General features: G+C 34.4%; 13 protein-coding genes, 1 tRNA gene and 1 pseudogene. 9 read left to right on the top strand and 6 right to left on the bottom strand.

The genetic code is table 11. The features are described from left to right. Positions 1-38: 38 nt before the first annotated feature. A complete protein-coding gene (locus HZC47_00470; GenBank protein ID MBI5679362.1) occupies positions 39-1217 on the top strand; it encodes an ATP-binding protein in 1179 nt (392 codons plus the stop codon). 149 nt (positions 1218-1366) lie between these two features. Here the strand turns inward: HZC47_00470 and HZC47_00465 are convergent, their stop codons facing one another. Continuing rightward, on the bottom strand, positions 1367-2737 hold the full coding sequence (locus HZC47_00465) for a cation transporter (GenBank protein MBI5679361.1): 1371 nt from the start codon (positions 2735-2737) through the stop codon (positions 1367-1369). A 208-nt stretch (positions 2738-2945) separates the two neighbouring features. Between HZC47_00465 and HZC47_00460 the strand changes: the two genes are divergently transcribed. After that, positions 2946-3554 carry a DUF1211 domain-containing protein gene (locus HZC47_00460; protein ID MBI5679360.1) on the top strand — a complete coding sequence of 203 codons (609 nt, stop codon included), beginning with the start codon at positions 2946-2948 and terminating at the stop codon, positions 3552-3554. A 177-nt stretch (positions 3555-3731) separates the two neighbouring features. Here the strand turns inward: HZC47_00460 and HZC47_00455 are convergent, their stop codons facing one another. Next, a complete protein-coding gene (locus tag HZC47_00455) occupies positions 3732-4430 on the bottom strand; it encodes a GAP family protein (protein MBI5679359.1) in 699 nt (232 codons plus the stop codon). A 226-nt stretch (positions 4431-4656) separates the two neighbouring features. Between HZC47_00455 and HZC47_00450 the strand changes: the two genes are divergently transcribed. The 3 genes and pseudogenes from HZC47_00450 to HZC47_00440 all read left to right on the top strand — a co-directional run bounded on the left by HZC47_00450 (position 4657) and on the right by HZC47_00440 (position 7173). Beyond that, positions 4657-5019: a rhodanese-like domain-containing protein gene (locus HZC47_00450; GenBank protein MBI5679358.1), complete on the top strand. Its 363-nt coding sequence runs from the start codon at positions 4657-4659 to the stop codon at positions 5017-5019. Between the two features lie 105 nt (positions 5020-5124). Beyond that, positions 5125-6618: pseudogene (locus HZC47_00445) on the top strand (catalase). A 189-nt stretch (positions 6619-6807) separates the two neighbouring features. Further along, positions 6808-7173 (top strand): YbaN family protein, encoded by a 366-nt coding sequence (locus tag HZC47_00440; protein ID MBI5679357.1) that lies wholly within the window; start codon positions 6808-6810, stop codon positions 7171-7173. A 217-nt stretch (positions 7174-7390) separates the two neighbouring features. Here the strand turns inward: HZC47_00440 and HZC47_00435 are convergent, their stop codons facing one another. Next, on the bottom strand, positions 7391-8086 hold the full coding sequence (locus tag HZC47_00435) for an isoprenylcysteine carboxylmethyltransferase family protein (protein MBI5679356.1): 696 nt from the start codon (positions 8084-8086) through the stop codon (positions 7391-7393). A gap of 449 nt (positions 8087-8535) precedes the next feature. Here HZC47_00435 and HZC47_00430 point away from each other — a divergent pair, with 449 nt between their 5' ends. Next, positions 8536-9531 carry an AI-2E family transporter gene (locus HZC47_00430; protein MBI5679355.1) on the top strand — a complete coding sequence of 332 codons (996 nt, stop codon included), beginning with the start codon at positions 8536-8538 and terminating at the stop codon, positions 9529-9531. Between the two features lie 359 nt (positions 9532-9890). On the opposite strand, the gene HZC47_00425 is transcribed toward HZC47_00430, so the two are convergent. The 3 genes from HZC47_00425 to hisF all read right to left on the bottom strand — a co-directional run bounded on the left by HZC47_00425 (position 9891) and on the right by hisF (position 12188). Then, positions 9891-10583, bottom strand: coding sequence for an epoxyqueuosine reductase (locus tag HZC47_00425; protein ID MBI5679354.1), 693 nt, complete (start codon positions 10581-10583; stop codon positions 9891-9893). Between the two features lie 141 nt (positions 10584-10724). Then, positions 10725-11216: a hypothetical protein gene (locus HZC47_00420; GenBank protein ID MBI5679353.1), complete on the bottom strand. Its 492-nt coding sequence runs from the start codon at positions 11214-11216 to the stop codon at positions 10725-10727. Between the two features lie 147 nt (positions 11217-11363). Beyond that, on the bottom strand, positions 11364-12188 hold the full coding sequence (gene hisF / locus HZC47_00415) for an imidazole glycerol phosphate synthase subunit HisF (protein MBI5679352.1): 825 nt from the start codon (positions 12186-12188) through the stop codon (positions 11364-11366). A gap of 224 nt (positions 12189-12412) precedes the next feature. Here hisF and HZC47_00410 point away from each other — a divergent pair. The 3 genes from HZC47_00410 (at position 12413) to HZC47_00400 (ending at position 13579) form a co-directional block, all read left to right on the top strand. Further along, a tRNA-Arg gene (locus tag HZC47_00410) sits at positions 12413-12488 on the top strand. A gap of 75 nt (positions 12489-12563) precedes the next feature. Continuing rightward, positions 12564-13139 (top strand): YdeI/OmpD-associated family protein, encoded by a 576-nt coding sequence (locus HZC47_00405; GenBank protein ID MBI5679351.1) that lies wholly within the window; start codon positions 12564-12566, stop codon positions 13137-13139. A gap of 86 nt (positions 13140-13225) precedes the next feature. Next, complete coding sequence (locus HZC47_00400) at positions 13226-13579, top strand: hypothetical protein (GenBank protein MBI5679350.1); 354 nt, start codon at positions 13226-13228, stop codon at positions 13577-13579. Positions 13580-13586: the final 7 nt, after the last annotated feature.

The following is a 13586-nucleotide window of genomic DNA, read 5'->3' as shown; positions in this document are numbered from 1 at the left end:
ATTTGAATTAATTTAGGAACATGATTTGGGGGCTAAGAATGATTGATAAAGATATTAATCAAATCACTGAGGAAGATTTAAATTCTTTAAAAGAAGATGAAGTGCCTGAGGGCAAAAAATTGGATTATAAAGAAATACTGCCTGGAAACAGCCAGGATAATAAAAAAGAATTCCTTAAAGATGTTTCAGCATTTGCAAATACCTCTGGAGGTTTATTGATATATGGTATTAGCGAGGGTAGTGATAATGCAATTCCCGAAGAAATAAAAGGTTTAGATATTAGTAATCCTGATGATGAAATTACTAGATTGGAAAACATGATCAGAAATGGTATTGAACCAAAAATCTCCCCAATTGAAATGATATCAATTAGACTTTCTGATTCAGGTAAAGTTATAATACTTGTTAAAGTTCCTAAAAGTTGGAGAAGTCCACATAGGGTAACTTTGAGAGGTCATAATAAATTTTATTTGAGAATCTCTAATTCAAATCATGAAATGGACGTATCAGAATTAAGAAATGCTTTTAATTTATCAGAAACATTAACTGAAAAGATTAAAAGGTTTAGGGAAGATAGATTATCGAATATAATTGCTGATGAAGGTCCTGTAGGTATGAATAACAGTGCAAAGACAGTTATTCATATTATACCTTTAAATTCATTTGATCCTGGGCAAATTAGCGATTTAAATAACATATACAACAATAATCAAAATTTTCAGCCCATTTCCACCCATAAGAGTAAGGAAAGATATAATTTAGATGGATTAATTGCTTATACTGAAAGGACTTCTAATTATATTCAAATTTTCAGAGATGGAATAATTGAGGCAGTTGATGAAAATTTATTAGATACTCGTTATGATGGTAACGTGATACCTAGTGGCATTTATGAAAAAGAGATATTAGAAGCAATTAAAAAATATTTGGCTATTCTAGAAGATTTGGGCGTTGAAACTCCTATTTTAATTTTTATATCTTTAATAGGAGTTAAAGGATATGCAATGGCTACAAATGCGAGAGCATATAAATTGGAACATCTCAGACCGCACTATCTTATTGATAGGGATGTACTATTATTGCCAGAAACACTCCTAGAGAACTATGGCATTGAAATAGAGAAATCTTTGAAATTATCATTTGATTCATTATGGAATGCATGCGGATATCCAGAATCTCGTAATTATAATGAAGATGGAGACTGGGATCCAAAATAATAATATTTTAAGGATTTAAAATTCATTTTCATATATTATAACATATTTTCCTTATATTCACCTACATAACAAATAATAACATTGTCTATAACCATAATTTCCTAATTACCCTTTAAATCAGTCCTAAAAGTAATAAAAATGATATAAAATCATTTTTTCTTATCTTGGGCCATAGCCAGCAGTATTGCATCGGATTCATGCACATCGTAGTATTTGAAGTTGTGAATAAACTTTTTGAGGTGTTCTTCACCATTTTCGGTTAAAACGTACTCTTCATCAATTTCTTCAACTAAAAGTTCATGTTCCTTCAGGGGATGTAGGAGATTGTCAAATTCTCCCTCAAAGTCATAATGTTCTGTACATGTTGCATTAAGCTCGCTTAGCACGGGAATGTAGTTATCAGGACGGAAAACTTTTTTAAGGGATATAATAATATCGGGACGGGTTTTTGATTTTTTTGTCCATAGTGTGTATAGGATCCAGTTTCTAAATGCCATTAACTGGTTTTCTTCCCAGCATTGTTGCAGTGGAAGTTTATATTCCGCGGAATAATCTTCTTCTTCTCCTTGCTGGGCGGAAATAGCTTCTCTAAGTAAGCTAGTTGCATCTTTAAAAATGTTGGCCCCTACAACTAACCCAATTAAAGCATCTACGAAGTAAACACCGTATATGGCGAAAATAGCGCCTATAATTACGGAGGTACCGATGAATATATGGTTTTTAGAATCTACGGATTGAGATATCAAAGTTAAACTGTTGGAGACATTTCCCACGAAACGTTGGTAATAGAAAAGAAAGACTGCAGCAAGTATTGCTATTCCTTCAACAGCTATTACCAGAAGTGGCATGGTCATAGGATCCGCATGCCCGGCTAACATTCCTAATAAATGAGTGATAGAATCGTATAAAACACTAATGGAAGCAATGAATAGTCCAAAAATAACCAGGAACGTGCTTAGGTTCTCTCGATGATATTTAATTCCAAGCCAAACCAGAATAGCTTCCACTGTGTCCATAGTGGCGTCAGTTCCGTCGGCGATTAGACCCATACTGCCGGTAATCAAACCACTTCCCAGTTTAAGTACTGCCAGGAATGCATCTAAATAAGTGGTGTTTTTGGCTGTGGTGGAAGGTTTTAACTCCTTATCTGCCATAACGGCCTCTTTTTGCATACTTTTTTCATATTCATTAGCTTTAATATGCCCTTCATCGGTTAATTCGTATTTTTTATCTTCATTTAGCTTTACCAGGCCATCATCGATTAATTTTTCCATTTCAGCTTCGGTACTGTGAGTGGCTTTACTTGCTCTTCCATCTTCTATCTGGGAGCGCACATGGGAAAGGGTGAAAAGTAATCTTTCTGCTAAGGGCTGACCTTTTTCAGGTAACTGCTGGTACCAGATTAAAGATAGAAATAGTATCGATTTTTCCCATAATTTATCTAAACTTAGCGGGCCTTCCTTTAGAAGGGCCATCATCAGAAATTTATCATATCCCAGCACTGGTTTTTCATCTTTCATACTATATTCTCCATCTTTTAAGTTTTAATGATATTTTTCCCCATTTAATCGATTATTGTAATTATGGCAGCGTTTTGATTGTTGTTTATTCAATAAATAACTATTAATCAATTATTAAATAATACATTACTACAAATATCGATAGATACTTATGTGATATGTTTATATTAATGATATGTTTATAATTTTCATTTAGGAGTTTGTAATGATGGAGAATAAAAATTCAAGTTTTCACATGACTACCAATCGTATTGAAGCGCTGACTGATGGAATATTTGCAATTGCCATGACTTTACTGGTTTTGGCCTTAGCTGTCCCTGATATTACTGGCCCCGTATCTAATGAAGCCGTTCAAAATTCTCTTTTAGGTCTTGTATCTACATTTTATGTTTTAGTTTTGAGTTTCGTACTGTTGGCTTTATTTTGGAACATACATCACCGTGTTTTCCAACGAATAAAACATGTGGACACCATTTTGTTGTGGATAAATATGATATGGCTCTTATTCATCGTTTTGGTTCCATTTTCAGCATCCTTAACTGGAAAATACCCACACTTTACCATTTCTCACGTTCTTTTCAATATAAATATGTTGGGAATATCCATATTTCTTTTTTTGAACACTTACTATGCCCATAGGATTGGTTCTATCGATGAAACAGTGGATCCTCACGATATAACTCTGATTAAGAGAGATAATGTTCTTTTCATAGCTATCTCTCTATTGGCACTATCAATTTCTTTTGTACTTCCTAGTTTTAGTGGATTAATGTATATACTGATTTTCCCAATGGAGTTTTTGTTACACAAGTTATGATGGATTTTGTTTGCCCAAGATTGTGTAGAATGAAGTTAAATTCCTTTTCATTCACCTTTTTAATTCATTTTTTAACTTTTGAATATTGAAAACAATCTATAACATGGTGATAAACTATTTACATTGTTTAAATAAATTTATAAGGGATATTATGCTTTAGTCTTAAATATTATTTTTTTAAACCATTCCCAGCTTACTCATTCCATCATAAATTATCAATAATCCGATAAACAGACAGAAAAGGCCAGTTACAATATTTCCGTGACTGCTAATCCATTCATTTATTGGTTTAGTTAATTTTTTGGATTTTTGCGGTAAAATCAGGAAAAACAACAGTGGAACTTCAATTACAAGCAACGTAATGATTGCAAGGATAATGATGGCCACAGCATCAGGCATGAAGCCTGCATTTTCTATTCCTATTTCTCTTCCAGCTGCTAAAATGAATATGGCAGAGCTGAAGTTGGTTAAAAATGCAATAAATCCTAAGACGAAATATTTCCTGAAACGTGAAAATGTCCCAGCCTCTGGGTCAACTTGCAGGAATTTGAATATTCTACTTCCTTTATTTTCATCTTTGGCTGTGAAATTTCTAAAGGCTAATAAAACAAGTACAGCTCCTAAAAACATGTCTAAAGACGCTAAAGTTGTAGGGTTCGCAGCATCGCTTCCTGCTAGTTTATGGCCCAGGAATATGCCTATAAAAACCGTTATAAGGAAAACCATAATGGCTCCTAAATAAAATGAGACTCCTGGTAGCTTTGGATCGTCTGATAATGACATCACCACCAGAAAAACTGATAAAATTACTGGGCTTACGGCTGCAGCCCAAGCAAGTGGTATTATATGAATAGCAAGACTTGATACATCTGACAATTAATTCAACCCCCATTATTAATATGTGTAAGGTTATGATTCGAGGTTTAAAATAATTTTCTTTTTTTACAAATTCATTAATAAAAATAAAAAATTCTTTAGCTTAAATAGAGATTTTAATCCCTAAATCCACCACCACACAAAAAACAACATGCATATTTAAAAATTTAACAATTACATTGAACATATAATTAAACAGATTGATTCAGTTAAAAAGAATGATATCATGTCTAAATTCACTACCATAACTCCTCAAATGGCATTTGAACTAATGAAAAAACACTCTGAAATCAGTATTCTGGATATAAGGCCCCAAACAGAATTTGAAAGGGAACACATTCAGGGGGCAGAGAATCTGGATTATAACGGCCATCAATTCCAGAGTAAAGTGGAAAAGCTGGATAAAGAGAAAAAGTACATCATTTACTGCAAGAGTGGAGTTAGAGGAGGTTATTTCATGGAAAAAATGAAAGAATCTGGATTTACTGGGGCTTACAATATATTAGGCGGATTTGCAGCCTGGAAAGTGAGTAAACTTCCCCTTGGTAAGGGATTAATGATATTATTTTCAATTTTTTTGTTTATATAACTCAAAAAGAATTTGAAAGGTCGAAAGAAATTAAATTAAAAAAAATAAAGGACTTAAATCTGCATAGAATAAGTAAAAGGGGGAATATTTGTGAAAGATAAAGAACTTACAGATAACAAAGGGCATCCTGTGGTTAATGACCAGGCATCTATTACCACTGGGGAAGGATCCAGTTATACTATGCTGCAGGATGTTCATTTAATTGAAAAATTGGCTCATTTTGATAGAGAAAGAATACCTGAGCGAGTGGTGCATGCTAAAGGTGCAGGGGCCTATGGATACTTTGAGGTAACCCATGATCTTTCCCAGTACACCCGAGCCAAATTTTTAGAAGAAGTGGGTAAAAAAACTGAAGTATTTGTAAGATTTTCCACTGTTGGAGGTGAAAGGGGTTCAGCAGACGCCGCGCGTGATCCTAGAGGATTTGCAGTTAAATTTTACACCGAAGAAGGAAATTATGATCTGGTAGGGAACAACACACCCATATTCTTTATCAGAGACGCTATAAAATTCCCTGATTTCATACACACCCAGAAAAGGCATCCTAAAACCAACTTACCTGATGCAGATATGTTTTGGGACTTCCTATCACTGACTCCTGAATCAGTTCATCAAGTCACTATTCTTTTTTCAGACAGAGGAACGCCTTACTCATTCCGTCACATGGATGGATTCTCCAGCCACACATTCATGTGGTACAATGAGAAGAATGAATACGTATGGGTTAAAGTACACTTTAAATCTGTTTTAGGCAATAAAACATTTACCAATGATGAAGCAGTGAAAATGGCAGGAGAAAACCCTAACCATGCCACTGAAGACCTTTATGAAGCTATTGAAGCAGGAAATTATCCAGAATGGAAAGTTTATGTCCAGATAATGACTCCGGATGAAGCTAAAGAATACAAATTCGATCCCTTTGACATTACCAAGGTTTGGTATCATGGTGATTATCCTTTAATTCCTTTAGGAAGGATGATTTTAGATCGGGCTCCGAAAAACTTTTTTGCTGAAGTGGAACAGGCTGCATTTGCTCCTTCTAACTTCGTACCAGGAATAGGTCCCTCACCTGACCGGTTGCTTCAGGGCAGATTGTTTTCTTATGAAGACACCCAACGGCACCGATTAGGAGCTAATTTCCATCAAATACCAGTTAACCAGCCTAAAAATACAAAAATAGATAATTATCAAAGGGACGGCCCTATGACTGTAAATGATAATGGAGGATCTGGACCCAACTATTATCCTAATTCTATGAATGGTCCTGAACCTGACATTACATTTAGTCCTCCGACCATAGAGGTTCAAGCCATAATTGATAGACACACCCGACCCACTGAAGACGTGGATTTTGTGCAATCGGGTGAATTGTACCGTCGAGTTATGGATGATCAGGCCAAAAACAATCTGGTTTCCAACATTGCAGGTCACCTCATAAATGCTAAGGAAAACATCCGTTACCGTCAGGCTGCATTATTCTATAAATGCGATGCAGATTATGGAACTAGAGTAGCAGAAGCTGTGGGGTTGGACGTTGTCATGGTTAAGAAATTAGCAGAAATGAGTCAAGAGAAAAGGGTGCAGGCTACTTTGAGTTAGTAGTGTTAAACTAGCAAATAATTTGAAGATGCAGGTTAAATGAATTTTCATGTACTATTTTTTTTCATTTAAGATTATTAGAGGAATAAATTATTAATTTATAGATAAAAAAAGCCTATCTGAAATGTAAATCCAGAACTACCATGATAAATCTATTATTAGGGGATAAAATGTATCTGAGGGGAAGTTATGAGGATAAAGAGTTTATTTTTCTTTAGTTTAGGTGCAACCTTCTTGGGATTGGGGGCTGTCGGAGTATTTCTTCCCCTACTGCCCACAACTCCACTTGTTATAGCTTCATTTTTTTGTTTTGCCAAAAGTTCAAAGAGAGCTGAAAGATGGATTTCAAATAACCGCTACTTTGGAAGTTATATTGAAAATTATAAGACTAAAGAAGGTGTACCTTTAGATGTAAAACTGAAAAGCATTGTTTTTTTATGGGCGTGTTTAACGGTGTCCATCATAGTTTTTAATCAGTATTATCTTCTAATACTACTAATTATTATTGGAGTGGTTGTAACAGCACATATTTTGCTTTTAAAATCAAAAATTTAGCAGTGAATAGGGTATTTCTTGTATTTTAACTGATTGCAGGTATATGGGCTGTTTATAATAAATATAAACTCTAAGTTTCTCAAAAAACATGCATTTATCACAGAAAAAAATGAAATAATCTGGATTTACTAGAGCTTACAATATTTAGGTGGATTTGTAGCTTGGAAAGTGAGTAATCTACCTCTGGCAGTGGTGAGTAACTAATTTAATTTATAAATTACCAGATATAAGGGATTAAGCGGTATCTAATCTTCTTTTTATAATCTCTATATCCTTCTAATTCTTCTATAAGCATATTTTCTTCTCCCATAATACGAATCACAACTAATAAGCATATGAACACACCAATTAATAAGCCATATAATGATCCTAATAGTAAAGGAGTTCCTAAAAATAACAGTACTGCCCCTAAATACATGGGATGCCTTACAAAGCCATATACTCCAGTGGATACAACTTTTTGATCCCTTTCAGACTGGATTCTAACCAGTGGCGAGAGAAATGTGTTGTCCTTATATGATCTAAATAACAAAAAGGCCGAACCGAATAATAGGACTAATCCCAGTGCTTCCAGCCATATAGGGAAATTAGTGGTCCAGTTAAACCTTTCAGCATCCAGAGGCATGATTAAAATCCATATTATGAAGCTGATAACCAGGATAATAACAAAATATTTGTCCCATCCCTTTTCACCCTCACTTCCCGGCTGTTTGTATCTTTCCTCCAGGAGTGCAGGATCGTGGCGGTACAGGAAAATGATGGTAGTGTAACACAGTCCTAAAAACCAGATACTGAATATCCATCCTTGAATCCATAACCAGTTCCCTGAAATAAATAAAAGGGCAGCGGGAAAGATAAGAATGTAGATGAAAGTTAAAAATAGTTTGATTTTGGATGTTTTTTGAGTTTCCATGGATATTACTCCTGATTAAATAACTAAAATCATGATAATGTTAAATATTAGGTTTTAGGAGTTATTAAGAATTTTTAAAATTAAATATTAAATGCTAATTAGAATCTAATAAATGACGCTATTATTAATAAAAAAGGCCAAAACCGCTCAAAAAGAAGGGATGGGCCTTAATAGTAGGGTTAATTAAATAAAACACAGTTTATTAGTGTAAATAGATGAAATAAATTTTTTTTTAAATAATTCAGAAAAAACGTCGATATTTTTGCTATCAATATATAAAGCGACCTATCAGAAAATAGTATTCTGAATAATTCAACTTATTTTAACCAATAATATCTTAAATTCAATGATTTTTTAAAACATTCCTTAGAAAATCTTTAGAATAAATATATTTGAGACTTCAATCAAATAATAATAAATAATAAATTTAAAAAGTAGGGGGATCAAATATGGCTGAAGAATATAAAATACCGCCTTTTCTTAATCAAATCGTTATTATAGCTGTTATAATATTAGCTTTTATAGGAATAAAGTACATTGCTCCAATTTTAGGGCCAGTGCTCCTTTCTATTTTCATTTGTTTACTCATTTATCCGTTTTTAATGTGGCTTAAAAAGAAAGGATTTTCTTACAATGTATCTATCATTATAACCATAGTATTAACCTTTTTTTTGGGAGCAGGCTTATTGGCAGTTCTTGTCAATAGTTTAAGCCAGCTGGTAGCAGCAGCACCCACTATAACTATCGATCCCAATTCTTTCCTGGCTACTTATGCCAATCAAATCATTCAATTCCTCTTATCAAATATACCTTACGAAAATATAGCAGGTTTTATAGAAATAGGGTTTTTTTTACTATTTGCCGTCATATTCTTGATATATGAACTACCTTACGTAAAATCAAGGCTTATAAAAGGTTTTGGCGAGGATAGTCCCTCCTTAAAGCACACTTTTGATCTGGTTGGAGACTTTATCGAATACTTCGTAATAAGGATTAAGGTGAATTTATTTGCTGCTGTGGGATTTTTTGCTGTTTTTTTACTCTTTGATATTGATTTTGCTGTCCTTTGGGGAATATTGACATTTGTACTGGGATTTATTCCATATATAGGGATAATGCTAGCCGCAGTACCACCTATTCTTATAGCGTGGGCTAAATATGGAATATGGGCTGCATTGGGCATCACAGTCCTGTTTGTGATAATTAACACCATTGCCGAAAGCTACGTATTCCCTAAACTGACGGGTAAAGGACTTCAGATGTCTGTATATGTGGTATTTATCTCCTTATTCGTCTGGGGTTGGGTTATGGGATTAATTGGAATGTTTCTGGCCGTGCCATTAACTCTGGTAATCATTAAATATCTGGAAAACTTTGATGATACTCGCTGGTTAGCTTTATTAATGACCACCGAAGATGAAGAAGAAAAAGCAGAGAAGGAGTGAAATACTTCTTAAAACTATTTATTTTTAGAAATTGGCCATAAAATCATTATTATGTAAATTTTATAATTTCAAAAAAAAGTAGTCGATATTTTTGCTATCACTATATAGAGCGACCTATCAGATTTCACGAATTTTGGTAAGAGTCCAGTTTTTCACTAATATGGCTGTAAATTTCTTTGGTTACTCCAACATTCCTAATAAAATCGTTAGAATGTCTGATGTCTCCTTCATGTAGATTATCTGCCTCATAACGTACATGAGATGTTTGTAGTTGCTATTGACATTTAAAGGAAAATAGGGTTGGTTTTAATAAAGAAAATTAATCCAAGTATTTTAAAATTGCTATGCATATTCCATTATTAAATAAGCTTTGGATTTGTATATTCACAGGGAACTCCAGTTTGACATTTACCACACGCATATCTTGGCTTATTTAACTTAAGCATCTTATCCAGGAACTTAGAACAGGATTCATTATCTTTACCCTTTTCAGTAATGGCGCGAGGTGGACAACGGTCCATGCATTCGCCGCATTTGGTACAGTACTCATCTAGTTTTTGATATAATCGTGGTTCAACTTCAAACTCCAAGCCTACAATAACACTGCCAAAACGACCTGCCGCTCCTGTACTGGTGATTAAAGAATCATTCAAACTGAATGTTCCCAGGCCAGCAATAAATGCTGCATGGCGTTCTGACCAGTTACTTACATGGTTGACAATTTCAAAACGTTTATCTAAAGTTGGAGCTATGGCCTGGCCACCAGATGATTCTATTTCACCAACAATAAAAGATTTTAAAGCAGTATTGAACATCTCTCCCTCATAACGCCCATAAAGCCATTCTTTTGATGGTAGACCCTTGGACCTATTAGAAGTCCGAATATTTTCAGTAAAGGGTAAGAAGTAAGAAATAACCGATCTTGCTCCCGCTAGCCATTCCTCAGGGGTTAAATGTTGGGGGCCAATTACCTGTGGCTCCTTCAATTTTTCCCATAGCGGATCAGAGGCGGCAGCTTTACCAATCAGCGGTTCATCATATATTTGCATCATATCCAGCTCATTTAAGAAGTTCTTTGGGCTATTCTGGATAAAATCTGCTATATTTTCTTTAAGTATATTAAGAATAATAAAATCCTCCTAAATTAACTTTTAATGGCTCTTTAAAAATAATCTTCATTTAAGTAATTAGAATCATGAATTCTGATAATCATCCAGCTTTTGACTGATGTGCTGGTAAATATCCTTAGTTACTCCAACATTCCTAATAAAATCGTTAGAATATCTTATATCTCCTCTTTTGGGGTTATCTTTCCGCATAACGTACATACAGATGGCAGTTATAATCATTAAAGGGTCTGTTTTTCTACCCTTTCCCCCACGATAAAGTTTCCTGAAATCAACTTTACATATTAATTCTTTGGCCCGGTCTTTTTGGCCTCCACCCACAGGCAGCAAGACTTCATCTCCTTCTTCTCTTTTAGTTAGAACCAGGGTAGGGCTGTGACCGGTCATCATAAAGTTACTGGCCACTATGCTCAGTTGGGCAAGTTTTTCCTGCAGGCGGAAGTCTTCTTCAGAAGTTTTTAGGCTGTGCGGTTTGTATTTTTCATATTTTTTTATTTTATGGGCTAGCCTATCCATTTTTGCCTTTTCATCCAGGAAAATATGTTTTCGTTTTTTCAAATCTCTCGCCTGATCACTTGTTTTTTATACATTTAGATCATGGACCTTATTAAGGTTGGTGAGATGTTGAAATTGATAAAAAAATCCAATGAATTCATAAAATATTCCATCTATATCTTTAAAAAAATAATAAGAATTAAGTAAATTTTAAATCCTAACCACAACACCCTTCTTCTGTAAGTATTCCTTAACTACAGGAACAGGATACTCATCGAAGTGGAATATACTTGCTGCAAGTGCTGCATCTGCTTTGCCCTTGGTAAAAGCATCATAAATATGTTCAGGAACTCCACAGCCGCCAGATGCAATTACAGGGATATTAACAGCTTCACTTATGGTTTTATTAAGATAATTATCGTACCCATCTTTAGTTCCGTCACCATCCATGGACGTTAGCAAAATTTCACCTGCACCGCGCTCTTCACACTCTATAGCCCATGAAACAGCATCTATACCTGTAAATTCACGTCCACCATAAATGCTGCAGTCAAACCAGCAGTAACCCTTGTCTGTTTCAATTATAAATTTATCATCACTTTCCTTGGGGTTTTCAATATATCTGCGCTTGGCATCAATTCCAATTACACATGCCTGTGAACCTACAACCTTCGATGCTTCATTAATAAGGTTAGGATTGTGTATTGCTGCCGTATTTGTGGAGCATTTATCTGCACCAGCTTTTAACATGTTTACGTAGTCTTCAGGTTTTCTTATGCCTCCGCCAACGCAAATAGGAACGAACACATTTTCTGTTGTTGCTTCAATAACATGTGTCATGGTTTCCCGGCGTTCATGGGATGCTGTGATGTCCAGAAATACTATTTCGTCGGCACCGTCCTCGTAGTATTTGGTGGCCAGCTCAACGGGTTCTCCAGCGTATCGGATTTGTTTAAATTCAATTCCTTTTACTACTCGTCCGTGGGGCACGTTTAAATCACAGTCAAGGCAGGGTATGATTCTTTTTGCAAGCATATAATTTGATCTCCTATAAATTTCAATTAGTGATAGATAAGTGTTATAACATAATTATTTAGTGAGTTTAAATAAATAAAGATATAAAGTATTAGAAACTAAGTTTTTGATTACCTTTTGATCAACCTTTTTTGAAAGCCGGTGAAACATAGTTTCATGGCCGCAAAAATCAAAGTTTTTTGCAGGGTTGAAATGAAGATATAAAATATGTTAAATGTTCAAATGGGCCTGTAGTCTAGCCAGGAATATGACGTGGGACTTCGGATCCCAAGGTCGGGGGTTCAAATCCCCCCAGGTCCGCTAAACTTTTACTTTAATCTAACTAAAAATTTAATTTGATGATTATTTTTATTATATGAATATAAATATTACTACATGTCAAAATTGGATCAATTTGAACGATTTGAGGCTAAAAATCGTAAAGAGTGGCACAATTGGCTTCAACAGAACCATTTAACTTCTCCAGGTATTTGGCTTATTTATTATAAAAAGGGGAGCGGAAAGCCAACAGTTTCTTATGATGGAGCGGTTGAAGAAGCTCTTAGCTTTGGTTGGATTGATAGCAAGGTGAATGCCCTTGATAAAGAGCGTTACATGCAGATTTTCACTCCAAGAAAGCCAGGTAGTATCTGGTCAAAATTAAATAAGCAAAGAGTAGAAAAACTAGTAAACGATGGTTTAATGATGCCTGCAGGCCTTAAAAAAGTTGAATCAGCTAAAAAAGACGGATCATACTATTTTTTGGATGATATTGAAGCTTTAATAATTCCTGAAGATTTAAAAGAAGCATTAAATGCAAATGAATTGGCAAAAAAACATTTTGAAGCTTTCAGCGATTCAGTTAAAAAGCAGATTCTTTACTGGATAAAAACCGCTAAAAGACCTCAAACAAGAAAAAATAGGATTGAAAAAACTGTGATACTTGCAGCAGAAAATAAAACGCCTTTTTAGTATTAATTCTAATTCATTATACATTTTAAATTCATTTTTTTAATTTCATCTAATTATTTAAATGAGAATCTAATAATATTATATTAATGGAAAAATCTACAATTTACATTAAATGCCCCCAATGTGAGAAGAATGGCCTTTTAATAGAGAGACAGGGTCAGTACTTCTGTGCTAATTGTATGTTTAATTATACAGAATTAAAAGACGATCTTGAAGGATTAGATGATGTTTTAGTAGAAAACATTAGGGGTGGCGGCTTGGGAGTGTTATTTGCTATTGCATTATATGAAAGGGTAACCTTAACATCGCATCAGGAATCCAATGAATACGTTATGCAATTAGCCGAAAAAAAGGGTATAGATGTGGATCAAGACTATGGAATTTCGGGTAAAATTGTAGGTAAAGTTTTAGATGGTATGTTTAAGCTTTTTAACCGATAAAAAATTT

It is taken from the genome of Methanobacterium sp., from assembly GCA_016222945.1.
GTDB lineage: Archaea > Methanobacteriota > Methanobacteria > Methanobacteriales > Methanobacteriaceae > Methanobacterium_D.
This window is presented reverse-complemented; position numbering and strand designations above follow the sequence as displayed.